Origin of the sequence: Shimia sp. Alg240-R146, from assembly GCF_947331465.1 — a bacterium.
Taxonomy (GTDB): Bacteria; Pseudomonadota; Alphaproteobacteria; order Rhodobacterales; family Rhodobacteraceae; genus Shimia.
The window spans coordinates 145,506-163,898 of the sequence record NZ_CAMZOK010000003.1 but is presented as its reverse complement, the minus strand read 5'-3'; the positions used below and the strand labels follow the sequence as shown (position 1 = coordinate 163,898).

General features: G+C 57.8%; 12 protein-coding genes. 5 read left to right on the top strand and 7 right to left on the bottom strand.

Annotated features, from left to right (window positions below; translation table 11 throughout):
* The first annotated feature begins 5 nt into the window (after window positions 1–5).
* From PG871_RS16375 to PG871_RS16360, 4 genes are all read left to right on the top strand, one after another.
* Window positions 6–4,610 carry a molybdopterin cofactor-binding domain-containing protein gene (locus PG871_RS16375; RefSeq protein WP_270731156.1) on the top strand — a complete coding sequence of 1,535 codons (4,605 nt, stop codon included), beginning with the start codon at window positions 6–8 and terminating at the stop codon, window positions 4,608–4,610.
* A 28-nt stretch (window positions 4,611–4,638) separates the two neighbouring features.
* Window positions 4,639–6,144 carry a hypothetical protein gene (locus PG871_RS16370; protein WP_270731154.1) on the top strand — a complete coding sequence of 502 codons (1,506 nt, stop codon included), beginning with the start codon at window positions 4,639–4,641 and terminating at the stop codon, window positions 6,142–6,144.
* Between the two features lie 199 nt (window positions 6,145–6,343).
* The gene (locus PG871_RS16365) at window positions 6,344–7,021 is read left to right on the top strand and encodes a nitroreductase (RefSeq protein WP_270731153.1); all 678 of its coding nucleotides are present in this window, start codon (window positions 6,344–6,346) and stop codon (window positions 7,019–7,021) included.
* Between the two features lie 120 nt (window positions 7,022–7,141).
* Window positions 7,142–8,407 (top strand): flavin-dependent oxidoreductase, encoded by a 1,266-nt coding sequence (locus PG871_RS16360; protein ID WP_270731152.1) that lies wholly within the window; start codon window positions 7,142–7,144, stop codon window positions 8,405–8,407.
* Between the two features lie 190 nt (window positions 8,408–8,597).
* Here PG871_RS16360 and PG871_RS16355 read toward each other — a convergent pair whose 3' ends face one another.
* The 6 genes from PG871_RS16355 to PG871_RS16330 all read right to left on the bottom strand — a co-directional run bounded on the left by PG871_RS16355 (window position 8,598) and on the right by PG871_RS16330 (window position 16,142).
* Complete coding sequence (locus PG871_RS16355) at window positions 8,598–9,149, bottom strand: YaeQ family protein (RefSeq protein ID WP_270731149.1); 552 nt, start codon at window positions 9,147–9,149, stop codon at window positions 8,598–8,600.
* A 113-nt stretch (window positions 9,150–9,262) separates the two neighbouring features.
* The gene (locus PG871_RS16350; protein WP_270731147.1) at window positions 9,263–9,775 is read right to left on the bottom strand and encodes a DUF3299 domain-containing protein; all 513 of its coding nucleotides are present in this window, start codon (window positions 9,773–9,775) and stop codon (window positions 9,263–9,265) included.
* A gap of 20 nt (window positions 9,776–9,795) precedes the next feature.
* Entirely contained in the window at window positions 9,796–11,043 is a 1,248-nt protein-coding gene (locus PG871_RS16345) for an ABC transporter permease (RefSeq protein WP_270732722.1), read from the bottom strand.
* Entirely contained in the window at window positions 11,043–11,738 is a 696-nt protein-coding gene (locus PG871_RS16340) for an ABC transporter ATP-binding protein (RefSeq protein ID WP_270731145.1), read from the bottom strand. The genes PG871_RS16345 and PG871_RS16340 overlap by 1 nt, the downstream gene beginning before the upstream one ends.
* A 22-nt stretch (window positions 11,739–11,760) precedes the next feature.
* A complete protein-coding gene (zrgA, locus tag PG871_RS16335) occupies window positions 11,761–12,417 on the bottom strand; it encodes a zinc uptake protein ZrgA (RefSeq protein ID WP_270731144.1) in 657 nt (218 codons plus the stop codon).
* A 284-nt stretch (window positions 12,418–12,701) separates the two neighbouring features.
* On the bottom strand, window positions 12,702–16,142 hold the full coding sequence (locus PG871_RS16330; protein ID WP_270731142.1) for a pyruvate carboxylase: 3,441 nt from the start codon (window positions 16,140–16,142) through the stop codon (window positions 12,702–12,704).
* Between the two features lie 282 nt (window positions 16,143–16,424).
* Between PG871_RS16330 and PG871_RS16325 the strand changes: the two genes are divergently transcribed.
* Window positions 16,425–16,883 (top strand): rhodanese-like domain-containing protein, encoded by a 459-nt coding sequence (locus tag PG871_RS16325; protein ID WP_270731139.1) that lies wholly within the window; start codon window positions 16,425–16,427, stop codon window positions 16,881–16,883.
* Between the two features lie 10 nt (window positions 16,884–16,893).
* Here PG871_RS16325 and PG871_RS16320 read toward each other — a convergent pair whose 3' ends face one another.
* Complete coding sequence (locus tag PG871_RS16320) at window positions 16,894–18,027, bottom strand: alpha-hydroxy acid oxidase (RefSeq protein ID WP_270731136.1); 1,134 nt, start codon at window positions 18,025–18,027, stop codon at window positions 16,894–16,896.
* Window positions 18,028–18,393: the final 366 nt, after the last annotated feature.

Here is an 18,393-nt window from a genome sequence, read left to right as displayed (position 1 = left end):
AACCGATGGACAACCAAGTTTCGTTTTTTCTGAACGGTAAGAAGGTGACGTTGGACGCGCCATCGCCCGACATGCTGTTGATCGATTATTTGAAATCGCCTGATGTGAATTTGACGGGCCCCAAGAAACCCTGTGGTCAGGGCGGCTGTGGGGGCTGTACTGTGATCCTGTCAGACTGGGACGAAAAGATCCATAAGCCGCGGCATCGCGCGATCAATTCCTGCTTGCGGCCTGTGACGGCTTTGAATGGGTTGGTGGTGACAACAGTGGAAGGCACCGGCACGCCGAACCAGCCGCTGCCGGCGCGGATCGAGCATAACCTTGTGATGGGGCGGGCGGGCGCGCCGAGAATGGGCAGTCAGGATCGCGTCGCCCCTGATCCGCTAAAGTCCGTCAATGCTGCCAAAGCGGTGCATCAGGAGGTTGTTGCCAAAGCCGAAACCGCCGCGCAGGTGGTGAAAGACGGAGCAAATGCCGATCTGTCCCAGCTGCCGCTGCATGGTGGCATGAACCCTGTTGCCCATCGATTGGCGGCCAACAATGGCACGCAATGCGGTTATTGCTCGGTCGGGTTTGTCATGAACATGACCGAGTTTCTGTTCAACAATCACAACGCGACAAAGCGCGAGATCGAACAGGCGCTGGATGGCAATCTGTGCCGTTGTACCGGATACCGCGCGATCCTGACCGGGATGAAGACCTTTGCCGGGGACTGGAGCGAGGAAGACGAGAAAGAGCGGATGAAATGCCGTCTGGATCACGAGGCGCGGACGCAAATTCCTGCCTCAAAGATCACGATCCCGTTTCCCGAAGCGGCAGAGGCGGCCCCGACGCCTGCTGCGCAGACAGATGGAGCACGCAAATGGCTTGCGCCGACGTCGATGGCCGAGCTTGTGGAGTTGATGAACGCACTTCCCGAGGCGCGGTTGGTGCATGCCAACACCTCTTATGGCATCTACGCGGATGAATATCAGGCGGCAGATGTGTTGATAGACGTGCGCGCCGTGCCTGAATTGCAGGGCGAGCTGTGTCAGGAGCACGGGTATTACAACATTCCGGCGGGAACGGATTACAGCACCCTGTTGACGAAGCTGGAAAAAGAGATGCTGGCGTTGGGCCTGACCACCACCGATCCGGACGGGCGGATCATCTATCCCAGCACGTCGCCGCTGGGCGCGCTGCATCACATGGCGATGCGCACGGCGGGACGTTTGGTGCGCAACGCGGCGACGATTGGCGGCAACTTTATGTTGGTCGCGCATCATGTCGCCGAGGGCGAGCCGTTTCCGTCTGATGCGGCCACGGCGCTTACCGGGACGGAATCCTGGGTGGAATGGGTCGATGTCCGGTGTGGACCGGAGCCTAAGTGGAGCAAAATTGACGACCTGTTTGATGAGCTGAGCCGGGACGCGAGCATTGCGAAGCACATGGTCCTTACCCGTTTTCAGGTGCTGCTGGCGCAGGAAAAAGGCGTGCTGACGTTGGCGCAAAAGGTGGCGTTGCGGGAGGTGAATTCACATTCTCTGGTGAACACGACATCGCAAATCACGTTGGATGATGACGGGCTGATCAGGCACGTTAACCTTACGTTTGGCGGTGTGGCGCCTTACCCTTGGCGTGCGCGGCAGACCGAGCAGTTGATGCTCGGAAAGCCTTTTAATCTGGATGCGATTGGAGAAATTGCCGAGAGCCTTTTGAAAGAGGTTCTGGCGGAATTTGACGCGCAGAATGAGCGGATGGCGGGCTTGCCTTACGAAGGCGTGTCCAACGCGTACAAGGCGCAGTTGGCGACCAGTTTCCTCTACAAAGCCTACGTCAACGGCTTGGAGCAAACCGGCGGGCTTGTGCCAGCGCCGGATCAGTCGGCCGGCGTGGAAAGCTGGGGCAACTGGGAAGTGAGCCACGGGCATCAGAGCTGGGAATCCGATGCGCCGATGGAACGTCAACCTGTGGGTGTGCCCTACATCAAATATCTGGGCATGGAGCAAACTGCGGGCAAGCTGCGCTATACTCACGAGCTGCCAAGCCCGTATGGCACCCTGTTTGCCAGCCTTGTGCACAGCTCGGTGGCGTTGGGCGTGTTCCATTTTAAACATCCGGAGAGCGGTGCCAAATTGACCGTTAAGGAGATGTCGGAGTTTCTGGCTGAGAGGTTTGCTGCATTTGAGGAGCTGATCACCTGTAAAAACGTGCCGAAGACGGGCATCAACCCTCAAGGGATGGGCGCGGATCAACCGCTGTTGAGCGACGGAACGGTGGTTTATGTCGGCCAGTGTTTGGCACTTGTGGCGGCGACATCGCCAATGGCCTCCGAGGAGATCGCGCAATTTGTTCAGGCGAAGTGCGTTGGCTACACGGCCAAAGTTTATGAGGCGCCCGATGGCGGGGAAAAACCGGCGTGGTGGGACCAGCCGGTTCTGACACTGGAGGACGCGATCAGCGTTGGATCGGTCTATCCGGATTGGCCGTCACAGGCGAGTTTTGTCTCTCACATCTGGAAAATCACCCGCCCTGGCAGCGTAATGGGGTGGAGCGATTGGGATGCGGACCCAATCACGCGCCCGACACGGGATGATCAGATCAGCATTGATGGCGTCAGCTGCACTGTGTCTGGCAGCACCCACAAGATCGGCGGGCAGGTGCATTTCTATATGGAGCCGCAAGCCGTTCTGGTGGAACCCGGAGACGCACATACGATGACGGTATATCCGTCCACGCAAAGCCCACAGGAAATGCACCAGACCAGCGCCATGGCGATTGGGGCGCAATACAACCACTTGCAAGTCAACGTGCCGCCAGTGGGCGGTGGCTTTGGCGGCAAGACCGAGCAGACGCGTTTTGTGGTGGGGCCTGCCGTGGTGGCGGCCAGTGCTACTGACAAACCCGTGCGCCTTGCGCTGAGCCGTGACGAGGACACGTCGATGATCGGCAAGCGGCACGGCTATTTCGGTAAAGTGCAGATTGCCTTGGACAATGGCGACATTGATCCGGCGGATCGGGGGCGTATTCGCGGTCAGAACATTGAGTTGTGGGGCGATGGCGGCGCGTTTTATGACTGCTCGTTTATTGTCTCAAACTGCATCATCACGCGGGCGGACAATGCGTATTCAGTGCCAAATTATCAGGCGCAGATCGACGTGTGTCGCACCAACACCGCGCCATCAACAGCGATGCGGGCCTTTGGCGACATTCAATCCAAGGCCATCGTGGAGGCAGCGATTGATGACGCGGCGTATGCGTTGAGCCTGAAGGGTGACGCGATCACCGGCGAGGAGGTGCGAGAAAAGAGCCTTTATGTGCGCGGCCAGGCGACGCCGTTTGGGCAGGCGCTGACCTATTGCTATATGCAGGAAGTCTGGGAGTGGCTGAAGGACAAGGCGGATCTGGCGGCGCGGCAGCAAGAGGTCGCTGAATTCAACGCCAAGAACCGTTGGCGCAAGCGCGGTGTCGCGATGCTACCGGTTAAATATGGCTCGGGCTACAACCTGCCGCTGCTGGAGCAGGCCACAGCCAGTTTGGCGATTTATCAGTCCGACGGCACAGTGGTGATCCATCAGTCCGGTGTGGAAATGGGGCAGGGTTTGTTGACCGTGGCGCGGCAGGTAGCCGCGATGGTCCTCAACATTCCGATGGACATGGTACGAGTGGAAAACGCCCACACCGCGGTCACGCCGAACCCGACATCGACAGGCGGCTCTACGGGCACGTCCTACAATGCAGAGGCGGTCAAACAGCTGTGTCAGGAAATGCGCAAACGGTTGATGGCCTATGCCGATTATCTGCGCGATCAGAACGGCGAGCAGTGGTGTGTCAATCTCGGTGTGGACTATTGGAACTATAAGCATGAGGGCTGGCAGGCGATCAGTACCGTTACCGGCAAACAGATCTGGCCGACCCTGATTACGCAGGCCTATGGCGATCGGGTGAACCTGACGGCGACACACAATGCGCAGATCGAGGGTGGTTTGGATGACATGCCAAACATCACCTACAAATCGTCCAACCCTAAAGATCAGCCGTCTATTCCGGGATACACCGTGAGCGACACCCCCATTCCCGGGGCATTTACGGAGTTCTGTGGGTGGACCTATTCGGCAGCCTGCGCGGTTGTCGAAGTGGATGTGCTGACCGGTGAGACCAAGGTCCTGTCGGCCGATCTGGCCTATGACATGGGCATGAGCCTCAATCCGGCGGTGGATATCGGGCAGGTCGAGGGCGCCTTTGTGCAAGGCGTCGGGTTGATGTTGACCGAGAAAATGGCGTTCCAGCCCAAAGGGGCGGACGACGAAGGGCGGCTGAACACAGTCAACACATGGCGGTATAAGATTCCGGCGACCACCACTATTCCGCTGCGACTGGACACGCATTTGTTCCCGCGCAGCAAGGTGCCGTTTGAATTGAGCCCCACCGAAGGCGTGCTGTCGTCCAAGGAAGTGGGTGAACCGCCGCTTGTGTTGGCCACCAGCGTTTTCCTAGCGGTGCGCAACGCGGTGCGGGCAAGCCGGGTCGAGCGCGGACTTGATCCGTTCTTTGTGCTGGATGCGCCCGCCACGGTCGATGCGGTCAGCACCGCGCTTGAAGTCACACCAGAGCAGTTTTCAACATCCTGAATTTCAACAAAAATGGGAGGACAGACCCTTGAGACACAGACAAATTTGCCTAGCAGGCGTGGTTGCCTTGGCATTGCCCGCGATGGCCATCGCCGAGGGCAAGCCAAGCGACATCAATCCGCTGTGCCCGGACAATTCCAGCGCACCCTTGCCGCCAAATGCGAACAAGCCGGTGAACCCGCAAACCGATCCGGCGGCGTTTGATTTTCACAACAGCCCCTATCCTGATTTTGGCTTTATGGTCAGCCAGCAGGAGTATTTTTTCTGCTGGTCCGATCAGCCGATTTTCCGCCTGAAGACCGATTTCCCCAACACGTTGCCTGACACGGTACCGGATTTTGTGGGCACCGGTGAGTTCATGGACCCAAGCACGGCGGCGGAGTATCTGGAGAAGGTCAAACGCTATTCCCTGACGGGCAACACGCCGAACTGGAACCCGTTCGAGAACACAGAGGCGAACTGGTATCACATTCCGTGGCTGCACAGCTCTCCGACGGCCTATCCGCCCAATGGCGGCACCGAAGGGTTTCGTGGTCTGATCAAAGAAGCCCCGATGAGCCCGCATCAGATTTCGGCGGGGCAGGACGGACAGGACGGCAACTATTCCGTCTATGCGATCACGTTGGTGAACGACATTGCCGCCTATACGTTGCATGAGATGTGGAAGAACCCCGAAGGACCAGATCCGCGTGTAACAGATGCGCGCTATGGTGGCGGTTTCAAGGACGGCGCGGTGTTTGCCAAGTTGCTGTTCACAGATGCGCCGCGGGGCAGCGACAAGGGCAACATTCCGTTCCTTGAAAACCCCTATTCCTGGTTTGGCTATATCACACCGACCTTTGATCCGGTTGGCGACGGGCCAGTCACGCGTGAAGTGCATCAGGTCAATCTGTTGCAGATGGACATTATGGTGCGCGACAGCACGGCGCCGGTGACCAATTGGGTGCTGGGAACCTTTGCCTATAACGGTCAAGCGGATGTCAAAGGTGCGCCTGCGCCCGCCGATCGCAGCGACGCCGAGAAGCTGCATCACAACCTGATCCCGGTCGGGTTGATGTGGGGCAACGATCCGCAGGACACCACCAATACCACCACACCATTCCCGCCCACGAAGACCGTGATCAATCCTGATTTGAAAGAAACCATCATCACCGACAGCGCCAATCTTCCGGCGCAGCATCTGGGATGGAACGGGCGTCTGAACGGACCGGCGGATTTGAACACCACCTCCTGTTTGGCGTGTCACATCATGGCGCAGTATCCGGCTTTGACGTCGTTGGTGCCTCCGGGATCGGTGCCGGACGGTGGCCCCAACCCGCCTGACATCAAAGACATGGACGAGTGGATGTTCTGGTTCCAGAACATTCCAGCGGCGACATCAAGCAACGCTTCGGCCTACTCGACCGACTTTAGCTTTCAGGTGGCGATCTCTCTGACCAACTTCTACGCGGCTAAGGACGCGGCCGAGTTTGGCCATCGTGCGGACGAGTATCTGGTCGCGCCTGTCCCGATTGGGCGCGGCGTGTCGGACTGACGGCGCATTTGCCAAACTTGTTATGACCGTTTGACCGGCGGCTTTCCTTGGGGGAGGCCGCCGGCTCTTTTGTGGGGGCGGTGTGTCCAGTGACGGGGCGGCAATTGGATGGGTTTGCATTGTGTGACCGTCGATTTCGCGGTTCCATCAGCAAGACCGGCAGTGGCCGGAGGCACAGCATCAAAATAGAGGCGCGGACATGGAACTTGATCAGGCAATACAGGAGCGCCGCTCCATTCGGGGGTTTACGGATGAGCCAGTGTCGCGGGAGTTGCTGGAAGAGGTGATTGCGTTGGCAAACCGTGCGCCGTCGTCAATGAACACACAGCCCTGGCATTTGCATGTTCTGACCGGAGAACCGCTTGAGCGGGTGCGGCGGGGCAACACAGAACGCATGCTTGGCGGTGTGACACCGACGCGGGATATCGAGGATTACGCCGCCTACGAAGGCGAGCATCGCGCGCGGCAAATCGAAATCGCGGTGCAGTTGTTTGAGGCGATGGGCATTGAGCGCAACGACAAGGAGCGCCGTCAGGATTGGGTCATGCGTGGGTTTCGGCAGTTTGATGCGCCGGTGTCGATTGTGGTCTGTTTTGACCGCAGTCTTCTGAGCAACACGATTGCGCATTTTGACACCGGTGCCATGACCTATGGGTTGGTTCTCGCGGCGTGGAACCGCGGCCTTGGTGCGGTGATCAACGGGCAGGGCATCATGCAAAGCCCTGTTGTGCGGGAAGTGGCGCAGATCCCCGAGGATCAAGTCATCTTGACGTGCGTGGCGCTGGGCTGGCCAGACGAGGATTTTGTGGCCAATTCAGTGGTTTCCCGTCGCCGTCCGGTGGAGAACGCGGCGCGGTTTCTGGGGTTTGAGGGCTAAGGTCACATTGGCGGGTCTGGTCAGTCGCGCCACTTGTGTTTGCTAAAAGGGCTGCGCTCTCTCGCCCTGTCGACCTGATTGTCCATTGTGATAAACGGGTAATTCTAACAGGAGTTTCAGATGGCCCAGCAAAAAGTTCTTATCGCAGGCAGTGGCATCGGGGGGCTGTCGCTTGCGCTGACCCTTCATCAGATTGGCGTTGAGTGCGTCGTGTTTGAAGCGGTGCGCGATTTGAAGCCGCTTGGCGTCGGGATCAATTTGCAACCAAACGCGGTGCGCGAGCTTTATGATCTGGGCTTTGGTGCTGCCGATCTGGATCAAATCGGCGTTCCTGTGAAGGAATGGGCGCTGGTCGGGCAGAATGGTCAGGAGATCTATGCAGAAGCGCGCGGCACCGAGGCGGGCTATCACTGGCCGCAATACGCCGTTCATCGCGGTGAATTCCACATGGCGCTCTATCGGCGGTTTGTAGAGCTTGCTGGCCCTGACGCGGTACGGCTGGGCCACCGTGCGACGGGGTATGAGATCGAAGACGACGGTCGCGCAACGCTAGTCCTTCAAAAAGACGGACAGGAAGTGCGGGAAACCGGCACAGTGTTGATCGGAGCAGACGGCATCCATTCCGCCATTCGGGCGCATATGCATCCCGATCAGCCAGACATTCATTGGGGCGGCGCTGTGATGTGGCGGGGCACATCTTGGGCCAAGCCGGTGAGGACCGGATCATCGTTTGTCGGTCTTGGCACACATGCACAACGCATGGTGATTTATCCGATTTCGCCCCCTGATCCGGACACCGGCCTGGCGTTGGTCAATTGGATTGCGGAAGTCGTTGAGGAGGATCCTGAGTCCCGAAGAACCAAGGGGTGGTTCAAGCAAGTGGAATTGCAGGATTTCATCCATCATTTTGAGAATTGGACTTTTGACTGGTTGGATGTTCCCGCGATGATACGTGGGGCAGACGTGGCGTACGAAAACCCTATGATCGACCGCGATCCGGTGCCCACATGGGTAGACGGACCTGTGGCATTGATGGGGGACGGGGCGCACGCGATGTATCCAACCGGATCAAACGGGGCCAGTCAGGCGATTATTGACGCGAGAACCCTTGGCGCCATGTTTCTGGAACACGGTGTCGGCGTGCAGGCGCTGGCGGCTTATAACGATGTGCTGTGTGGGCCGGTTTCAGAACTGATTTTGCGCAACCGCGGGGCAGGGCCGTTTGGGCTTCTGAATATGGTGAACGACCGCTGCGGTGGGGAATTTGACGACATCGACACTGTTATCGCCAAAGTCGAGCGCGAAGACTTTATGGCAAAATACAAAGCCGCCGCGGGATTTGCGCGCGATACCTTGAACGCGGCGGAGCCGACCATCGTCCCATGACCTGAGATCAATGGAGCCAATGGTCAATCGTGCGGTACCGGAAAGGTCAAATCGTCTTGAATGCGCTCTTGAGTCTCGTCTGCCGGAACTAGGATGTTTTTAAAAACGGTTAGGAAGGACGCTCTTTTTACGCCCAAGACTTCAGCGCTGGGCGCCAAAGAAATACAAGAACTTGGGCCGTCTTGCGGCTCTACTGAGATGCGGCGCCTTTCAGCTCGATTGGCGTGATGTAAACAATGCCGTCATCGACGCTGGCCATCACATCGCCATCCTGAATGTTCACTTGTAGCTTCATCGAGCGGCTCGCCAGTTTTGCCAGATCAGAGGTGGCGGTCTCGGGCAGGTTCACAACCCGGAGATTGTCAAACCTAGAGGTGCTGTTTTTGAGTTTGTCCCACCACATCTCGGCGGTTCTGCCGCCGTAGCTGTAGATCACTACATTTTTGGCTTTGCCGCAGGATTGCCGCACGATCTTTTCGCTCGGAAGCCCCAAAGCGATCCATAACTCCAACTCGCCGCTTAGGCTTTTTCTCCAGACGTCCGGCTCATCATCTGTGGACAGTCCCTTGGTCATTTCCAAGCCCTCTTGGGCATTCAGGGCAAATGCCAGAACACGTACCATCAACCGCTCGTCAGTCTCTGAGGGATGCTTTGCGACGGTCAATCGGTGGGTGTCATAGTAGTGACGGTCCATGTCCGAGACAGAAAGCTCAATTTTGTAGATTGTGGCTTTTTGCGCCATGTTTGGTTCCTGAAGTTGCAAGGGGGCGATGCCAGTTGCGACTGGTCTTGTTTGCGTCACCCCTGCCGTAACGGACGGCCGTCCGTAAGTACAGGTTTGGATTTGATCGCGCGCTATGGCCGATGGAGGCGCACTTTCGCGGACATCATCGTATAGCCTATCTCGGCAAGCTCGGTTTGGTTGGAACTTGTACCAAATACGCCCGTGACTTCTACGGGATCAAACATGTCTTTCATCACATACGGTTTTTTTGCGCTCACCAGAACAAGTTGGTTCGCCGGCGGGGGCGGTACGTGAATGCAGGCCCCGACGAATGGCGCGAGGATGAATTCTGTCACGCCGCTTGCGCTGAAATCTAAAGGGACGACGAAGCCGGGCAAACGCACGATTTTTCCGTCAAACGCGTCTGTTACGCCGCTGGATTCCAGTTGTTCAAATCCTGTGGACAGCTGGTTGTGTTGTACCACACCAAGCCCGCGCAGTTGTTCAATCAGCTGTCCGGTGTCTCCTTCGGGTATGAGATCTGCCCAATCCAACTCCAGCAGGTCGCGCGCCATTGCTGGCGAGACATTTGCGACGATGGCAGTGGCGGCCATTTTGGCCAGAAACGCGCGACGTGACTGCATGGTTTTCCTTTTTGAACGTGTCAGTTGCGCACCTGCATCCCGTCTGCGAGAGACAGGAAGTAAGCACGTAGGGCAGGGATCAAGCTCACTGCCGTTCCAGCCACAACAACCAGCGCCAAGACGATATATTCGCGTGCCGTGGGCCATGTTATGTCCAGATACAGTCCAAATGCAGCATCAATGTGGGATCGTGCAACAAACAATCCTGTGTAGAGCAGCGTCACGCCCAGTAAAACGGCCACGAAGCTCATCAAAGCGGCCTCGGTGGTCAGAAGCATCAGGATCGTTCGGGGCCGCGCGCCTATTGCGCGCAGCAAAGCCATTTCCCGTCGTCGCTCGTTCAAGCCGGAGAAAATCATCGCCACCATGCCCAGAAGCGCGGTGATGACGACCATGATCGAAACCCCGACCAGAGCGGTTTCAGCCACGCCAATTAGGCTCCATAGCTCGCTGAGCGCAACACCGGGTAAAATCGCCAAGAGGGGCTCTTCGGAGTATTCATTCACCCAGCGTTGCAGACCGAATATCTTGAGTCGCGAAGTGACCCCAACCAAGGCGGCTGTGACGGCTTTGGGTTTTAACTCCATCTGCCGCACGTCTTCGGCGCTGATTGTGTTTTGCGAACGACCGCCGCCTTGCCAGTCGATGTGAATGGCTTCGATCGCTTCCAGACTGACAAAGACGGTGCGATCTACCGGGGTGCCGGTTTTCTTGAGAACGCCTGAGACTTTGAAAGGTTTGTCGTCATGCTCGGTGAAAGACGCGATCCCGTGTGCAACGATTATCTCGTCGCCAAGGGTGTAGTCCAAAGCGGCCGCTACATCAGCGCCGATCACGGCGTCAAATAGGTCGCCAAACGCTAGACCGTCCACGAATTGGACGTCTCGGCCACCACGGTATTTGTAGCGGTCAAAAAATTCAGCCGTTGTGCCCAAGACGCGAAATCCGCGATGGCTGTCGCCCAGAGACAACGGCACAATCCATTCGACTTCGTCGCGGTTTGCGATGTCCTGATAGCTTTGCCAAGTGACGTTGTTCGTGGCATTTCCGACGCGGAACACGGAATAGAGCAACAGTTGCACACCGCCTGACCGTGCCCCGACAATCAGGTCGGTTCCGGAAATTGTGTCCGCAAAGCTGGCTTTGGCGCCGGTTCGAACTTTTTCCACCCCGAGAAACAGCGCAACCGACAGGGCGATCGCAAAAATAGTCAGGCTGACGGTCAGAATTCGGCTGAGCAGGGATTTGAAGGCGAGGCGAAAGAGGATCATGGTGTCCCCCGCGTGATCCGGGACACATGCGCCAGATCCAAGCTGCGATCAAATTGCGCGGACAGGCGTTGATCGTGGGACACCATGATCAGTGTCGCGCCTGCGTCCTCGGTCTGGGTCATAAGAAGCTTGATAAAGGCCTCTTGCGTGGAGGCGTCCAAAGAAGAGGTCGGCTCATCTGCGATGATGAGCTTGGGTTTTCCGATCAATGCGCGGGCGGCGGCCACTCGTTGTTGTTGGCCGATGCTGAGTTCGGTGGTGTTGGCCTGCGTCACCATTTCCTCTGGAAGTCCCAGAGCCGTCGCCAAGCGCATCGCCTCGTCTTTGGGGACGTCGACCTGAGCGCGTCGCGCTGGCGCAAAGGACAACGGCAGAAGGATGTTTTCCAGCGGGGAGGCGTAGGGCAAAAGGTTGAACATCTGAAAGATGACGCCAATGTGCTCGGCGCGAAATTTGTCGCGGGCAGCCGGCCTGAGATCAGACAAAGACACCCCGCCAATCGAGATCATACCCCGATCCGGTGTGTTGATGCCGCAGATTAAACTGAGAAGTGTGGATTTCCCGCTGCCGCTTTCGCCGAGCAAAAACAGCTTTTCGCCCGCCGTGACCGAAAGTTCCGGTATGGCGAGCGAAAACGAAGTGCGACCACGCCACGTAAATGTCACGTCGTTGATTTCTACAGCGGCGGTCATTCGCAGGGGGGCGTCCTCTGGTCTAGTTCAGTTTGATCGTCGGCATATCGGCGGAGGCTTCAACTTTGGAGGCACCTGCATCGGTGACGACTTGCACCTCCAACTCTTCCGCATTTGGGAAGACATTGAAATAGGTCAAATCGATCTTGGTCAGCTTTGAGGGGTCATCGCAGGTGAATTCGTAAGATGCGTGAAATTCGGAGTGGCTTTCGCCTTCGGAGTGGTCATCATGGTCATCATGGTCATCATGGTCATCATGGTCATCATGGTCATCATGGTCATCCGCGTGATCCTCACTACCGTGATCATCGTGCTCGTGCTCATGTTCCTCGTCGTGGTGGTCCTCCCCCTGATCTTCTTCGCCATGCAGGTCCACAGACGCCTCACTCAATTGGCAAGCTGCACCTTCGGGTAAGGAAATCAAGTCCATCGGTTTGGAAAGCTGCGCGAGTGCCGTTTCAATTGCGGCTTTGTCGGCATCTGACGTGGCGGCATGTTCAAAGCCAACGATGTCGAAGCCAGGAGCTTCCAGTTCCATCATAAGCTGGCTGCCTTCAAGAGCGATATTCAGCGCCCCATGCCCGTGCATATGGGCGGAAAGCTCGCGCTTTTCCTCCGCGAGGGCGGGCATTGCGACGCACATAATCGTCGAGCAAAGAAGAGCGGATTTGAGGGTCATGGGGTGTCTCCGGTTGGAACGTACTGAAAGATTCGCAGTATATTGTTATGTTATTGTATCTCACTTCCGTAAGATCAAGGCTGCTCTGATTTCAGGCGTGGTGGTTGATTGGTGGCCGGACGTATCGTGGAGACTTCGACGTCATGATATCGCGTGGCGTCACCGCGCCGCGGCCTCACCGAAAACTGGTGCGCTTCATCGAGTAAAAGAAAAAACGCCACCGGTGGTCTCCGGCGGCGTTCTTATGTCTAGCGATCCGATTGTGGACCAAAACCCAGTGGGTTTTATTCCAGCTCGATCAGCAGGTCTTTGGCGTCGATTTGACCGCCGGGGCCGACGTGTACGGTTTTGACCGTGGCGTCGTGCTCCGCGTGGATGCCGGTTTCCATTTTCATGGCTTCAATCGTCAATAGCATGTCGCCTTCTTTGATCTCTTGGCCGACGGTCACGGCAACCGAGGCGACAACACCAGGCATCGGCGCGCCGATGTGGTTTTTGTTGCCGACTTCGGCTTTGGGGCGCGTGGCAGTGGACGATTTGACCAGACGGTTTGGCACACGGATCACGCGGGGTTGGCCGTTGAGTTCGAAGAAGACTTTGACCTCGCCGTTCTCGTCGGTTTCGCCAATCGCTTGAAGCCGGATTTCTAGCGTCTTGCCCGGGTCGATTTCGGCGGTGATTTCTTCGCCGGGTTCCATCCCATAGAAGAACGCGCGAGTCGGCAGGGCGCGCACTGGGCCGTATTGGCGGTGGCGGCCCATGTAGTCGAGGAAGACCTTGGGATACATCAGGTAGCCGTTGAGATCCTCGTTATCGACTTCAAAGCCTTCGAGTTCTTTGGACAGCTCGGCGCGGGTGGCTTCGAGATCAACGGGGGCAAGGTGTTTGCCGGGCCGCTCAAGGTTTGGTTTTTCGCCTTTAAGCACCTTGTCGATGATCGCGGAGGGGAAGCCGCCGTGGGGCTGGCCCAAGTTGCCGCGCATCATGTCCACCACCGAGTCAGGGAAAGACAGGTCGGTGTCGGGGTTTTCGACCTCTTCGCGGGTGAGGCCTTGGGAGACCATCATCAGGGCCATGTCGCCGACCACTTTGGACGACGGCGTCACTTTGACGATGTCGCCAAACATCTGGTTCACGTCGGCGTAGGTCTGGGCGACCTCGTGCCATTTTTCCTCAAGGCCAAGGCTGCGGGCCTGAGCTTTGAGATTGGTGAACTGTCCGCCGGGCATTTCGTGCAGATAGACCTCGGAGGCAGGCGCGGCGAGGCCGCTTTCAAACGCAGTATATTGGGCGCGTACGCCTTCCCAATATTCAGACAGTTCGCGCACGGCTTTGATATCAAGGCCGGTGTCGCGGTCGGTGTTGCGTGTGGCCTCAACAATGGAGCCGAGGCACGGTTGCGAGGTGCCCCCCGAGAAGGCATCCATTGCGGCGTCAACGGCATCTACGCCAGCATCAGCGGCGGCGAGAATGGTTGCGCCGGCAATGCCGGAAGTGTCGTGGGTGTGGAAGTGGATTGGCAGGCCGACCTCTTCCTTGAGCGCTTTGATCAGCACGCGAGCGGAGGCGGGTTTCATCAGGCCGGCCATGTCTTTGAGGCCAAGGATGTGGGCGCCTGCAGCCTCAAGCTCTTTGGCCATCGAGACATAATAGTTGATGTCATATTTGGCGCGGTTTGGATCCAAAAGATCGCCGGTGTAGCAGATTGTGCCTTCGCAGACCTTGCCGCTCTCGACCACAGCATCCATCGCGACGCGCATGTTCTCGACCCAGTTGAGGCTATCAAACACGCGGAATACGTCGACGCCGGTTTCGGCCGCTTGGCGGACAAATTCCTGCACGACGTTGTCGGGGTAGTTGGTGTAGCCGACGCCGTTGGAGGCGCGCAGCAACATCTGTGTCATCAGGTTGGGCATGGCCACGCGCAGATCGCGCAGACGCTGCCATGGGCATTCCTGCAAAAAGCGGTATGCCACATCAAAGGTCGCGCCGCCCCAACATTCCACCGAGAACAGCTGCGGCAGGTTGGCGGCATAGGTCGGTGCCGCCTTGATCATGTCGATCGAGCGCATGCGGGTGGCGAGCAAGGACTGGTGGCCGTCGCGCATGGTGGTGTCGGTCAAGAGCAGTTGTTTCTGCGCTTTCATCCAGTCGGCCACAGCCTGCGGGCCTTTGTCCTCAAGCAGGTTGCGCGTGCCATATGCAGGCGCGGCTTTTTTGGCAGGTGCAATCGGCGTTTTCATGTCAGCGGCGGGCGCGGGACGGTCAGTTGTCTCGGGGTGGCCGTTGACGGTGATGTCGGCGATGTAAGTCAAAACCTTGGTGCCGCGGTCACGCCGTTTGGCGAATTTGAACAGTTCCGGCGTCTGGTCGATGAAGGTTGTCGTATACTGGTTGTTTAGAAACGTCGGGTGTTTCAGCAGGTTTTCGACAAAAGAGATGTTGGTCGACACGCCCCGCACACGGAATTCACGCAGCGCGCGGTCCATGCGCTTGATCGCCTTCTCCGGTGTTTGAGCGTGGGCGGTGACTTTGGTCAGAAGCGAGTCATAAAACCGGGTGATGACGCCGCCAGCGTAAGCGGTTCCACCATCGAGACGGATGCCCATGCCAGTCGCTGAGCGATAAGCGGTGATGCGGCCATAGTCCGGAATGAAGTTGTTCTGCGGGTCCTCGGTGGTGACGCGGGTTTGCAGCGCGTGACCGTTGAGGCGGATGTCATACTGGCTGGATTTGCCGGTGGCCTCGGCCAGCGATTTTCCTTCGGCGATCAGGATCTGGGCCTGAACGATGTCGATGCCGGTGACTTCCTCAGTTACGGTGTGTTCCACCTGCACGCGGGGGTTCACCTCGATGAAGTAGAACTTGCCGGTTTCCATATCCATCAGGAATTCGACGGTGCCGGCGCATTCGTAGTTCACATGGGCGCAGATTTTGCGGCCCAGTTCACAGATTTCCTCGCGCTGTGCCTCAGAGAGATACGGTGCCGGCGCGCGTTCAACGACCTTTTGGTTGCGGCGCTGAACGGAACAGTCGCGTTCATACAGATGATAGATGTTGCCCTGCTGGTCGCCAAGGATTTGCACCTCGACGTGGCGGGCGCGGGTGATCATCTTTTCCAGATAGCCTTCGCCGTTGCCAAAAGCAGCTTCGGCTTCGCGGCGGCCTTCGAGGACTTTCTCCTCAACTTCATCTTCGGAGAAAATGGGTCGCATGCCGCGGCCACCGCCGCCCCAGGAGGCTTTGAGCATCAGAGGGTAGCCAACTTCGGCGGCCTCCTTCTTGATGGCGTCCATGTCGTCGCCGAGCACTTCGGTGGCAGGGATGACGGGCACACCGGCCTCGACCGCAACATTGCGGGCTGAGGCTTTGTCACCAAGGGCGCGCATGGTTGCGGCTTTGGGGCCGATGAAGGTGATGTTATTGGCGGCGCAGGCATCCACGAAGTCAGGGTTTTCCGACAGCAGGCCGTAGCCGGGGTGGATCGCGTCGGCGCCACATTCTTTGGCGACGCGGATGATTTCCTCGATCGAGAGATAGGCGGCAACGGGCCCCATGCCTTCACCGATGCGGTATGCTTCGTCGGCTTTGAAGCGGTGCAGACCAAGTTTGTCTTCTTCGGCAAAGACGGCGACCGTCTTTTTGCCCATCTCGTTCGCGGCACGCATGACGCGGATGGCAATTTCGCCGCGGTTGGCGATCAGGATCTTTTGGAAATCGGGCATCGGCAGGCTTCCCCCTTTGTGGCTCTGTCGGTGTTTGCGCGAATTGCTAGCCGTTCGCCGCAATGCAGCGCAATACCCAGAGACCCGTATTTGTAAGATTTGTGTTACATTTGAAGGCGTGCCTATAGGTGTCAGCGATAACACGGTGGTGCCGAGACTGAATCGTGCTGAAAGTCGTTGATTTGGGTACTATTGTAACTTGGTCGATTTTTTCGCAGGTGAGTGCCTTGCGCATTAATGCCCTGCATGGCAAAAAACATACGCAATAATTGGAATGTGTTTATGCTGACTCGTCGTGTTTTTGTGATGGCTGCTGCTGCTTTGGGTTTCCCAATTGGCGCGCGCGCTGAGGTGGAAACTTTGAGTGCCGGAGCGGCCAGCAAAGCGCTCGCCTCTGGCGAATTGATTTTGATTGATGTGCGCACGCCGCAGGAGTGGCAGGAAACCGGCGTCGCCGAAGGCGCCTGGCCACTGGACATGCGGCATCAGGACTTTGGCGGCTGGTTGATGGCGGTGATTGACCGCAATCCCGGACGCAAGGTGGCGATCATCTGCCGGACGGGCAACCGCACAGGGCGTTTGATGCAAGCGTTAGCGCAGAACGGCATCGAGGGCGTTCTGGATGTGACCGAAGGTATGGTTGGCGGACCGCGCGGCACGGGCTGGATCACGTCTGGATTGCCGGTGGTTACAGCGCAGGTGGCGTTTGACGCAATGCCGAAGGATTTGACAGCGGAATAGCCCGGCCCGCCTACGTCACCAATGCGGCCGGCACATCGGCAAAAGTTCTCGCACCCAGCTGGCCCATGTTGGCCTCCAGGTCTTTGGCCAGAATATCGAGAAGATGCGCGGGGCCGGTTTCACCCAAGGCGCAAACTGCGTAGTGGAATCCGCGTCCCATAAAGACAAAGTTGGCACCCAAAGCCAACGCCCGAAGGATGTCCAAGCCGGTTTCAAAGCCGCTGTCGACGATCAGTGGCAAGTCGGTGACCGCGCGGACGGCTGGCAGGACCTCAATGGGCGCAGGAGCTGCGTCGAATTGACGGCCTGCGTGATTGGACAGCCAAAGTGCGTCAACGCCTGTGGCCGTGAGGCGTTTGGCGTCATCAGGCCGCATCACGCCTTTGACCACAAGCGGGCCGTCCCAATGATCGCGCAGCCATTTGAGGTAATCCCAATCCGGCGAGGTGCGCAGAAGATAGCCTGCGTGCGCGGTGGAACTGAGGCCGCTGACCTCCTCGGCATAGTCGTCAATCAGCTTCATGCGGGGCATGCCGGCGCGCGCGGTGGCCAAAGCCCAAGCCGGACGCATTGCCACTTGTGCCAGCAAGCGGGGGGTCAAACGGGGGGGCGTTGTCAGGCCCGAGCGCACCTGACGTTCGCGGCGGCTGGCGATGGGCACGTCGACAGTCAGAACCAATGTGGAAAATCCGGCAGTTTTGGCGCGGGACAGGAGGTCTTTGCGGATGCCTTCGTCGCGGGGTGGATACAGCTGGAACCACGCGTTTTCGCCAATGTGTGGCGCCATCTCTTCGGGTGTCTTGGTTGCGACAGTCGAGATGCAATATGGCACATTTGCTGTGGCGGCGGCGCGGGCGAGCGAAAACTCAGCGTCGGGCCACATCAGGCCGGACATGCCTATCGGGGCCATGCCGACCGGCAGCGGATAGCGCTGACCCAAAAGCGTGGTTGTGGTGTCGGGTGTGATGTCGCCGTGCAAAATTGAGGGATTGAACAGGATGTCGTCCAGCTTGGCGCGGTTGCGGGCCTTGGTGCGCTCTTCTCCGGTGGCGCTGTCGAGATACTCCCACACGAATTTGGGGATTCGGCGTTGTGCCTTGGCGCGAAGGTCGCTGAGTGCGGGGTATTTGGCGTGCAGATTCATTATTGGTCGGAAGCCTTCCAAGAGAACTTCTTCCGCCATTCTATCACTCGTTCTTCAAATTTGGCGATCCGCTTAGTGTGTTTACGTTTTAGTCTTAGGCCGCTGGGTTGATCCGGTCGAGGTTTGTTGTGGATCTCAGCTAGAGCGCATCTCATTGCGAAATTGTCCATTAGTTTTTGCTTTGCTTTTTGAGCGTCGAGTCTGCGCTGCTTTTTGGATACTTTAACTGAGTTTGCGGTTCTTTCATTGGACGTCGACGGTGAATTAGCCTTTGCCTTCTTTGGTTTTTTCTTCTCCTCCGCTGGATCCCAGGTTCCCCAGGCTCCGGTCCGCGAGATTGTCGAATGTCCGCCTATGTAATTTGAT

Excerpts from the sequence above, each read along its gene's own strand:
- PG871_RS16375 (WP_270731156.1), top strand. The coding sequence starts at position 6 with ATGGACAACCAAGTTTCGTTTTTTCTGAACGGTAAGAAGGTGACGTTG.
- PG871_RS16365 (WP_270731153.1), top strand. The coding sequence starts at position 6,344 with ATGGAACTTGATCAGGCAATACAGGAGCGCCGCTCCATTCGGGGGTTT.
- PG871_RS16360 (WP_270731152.1), top strand. The coding sequence starts at position 7,142 with ATGGCCCAGCAAAAAGTTCTTATCGCAGGCAGTGGCATCGGGGGGCTG.
- PG871_RS16355 (WP_270731149.1), bottom strand. The coding sequence starts at position 9,149 with ATGGCGCAAAAAGCCACAATCTACAAAATTGAGCTTTCTGTCTCGGAC.
- PG871_RS16350 (WP_270731147.1), bottom strand. The coding sequence starts at position 9,775 with ATGCAGTCACGTCGCGCGTTTCTGGCCAAAATGGCCGCCACTGCCATC.
- PG871_RS16340 (WP_270731145.1), bottom strand. The coding sequence starts at position 11,738 with ATGACCGCCGCTGTAGAAATCAACGACGTGACATTTACGTGGCGTGGT.
- zrgA (WP_270731144.1), bottom strand. The coding sequence starts at position 12,417 with ATGACCCTCAAATCCGCTCTTCTTTGCTCGACGATTATGTGCGTCGCA.
- PG871_RS16330 (WP_270731142.1), bottom strand. The coding sequence starts at position 16,142 with ATGCCCGATTTCCAAAAGATCCTGATCGCCAACCGCGGCGAAATTGCC.
- PG871_RS16325 (WP_270731139.1), top strand. The coding sequence starts at position 16,425 with ATGCTGACTCGTCGTGTTTTTGTGATGGCTGCTGCTGCTTTGGGTTTC.
- PG871_RS16320 (WP_270731136.1), bottom strand. The coding sequence starts at position 18,027 with ATGAATCTGCACGCCAAATACCCCGCACTCAGCGACCTTCGCGCCAAG.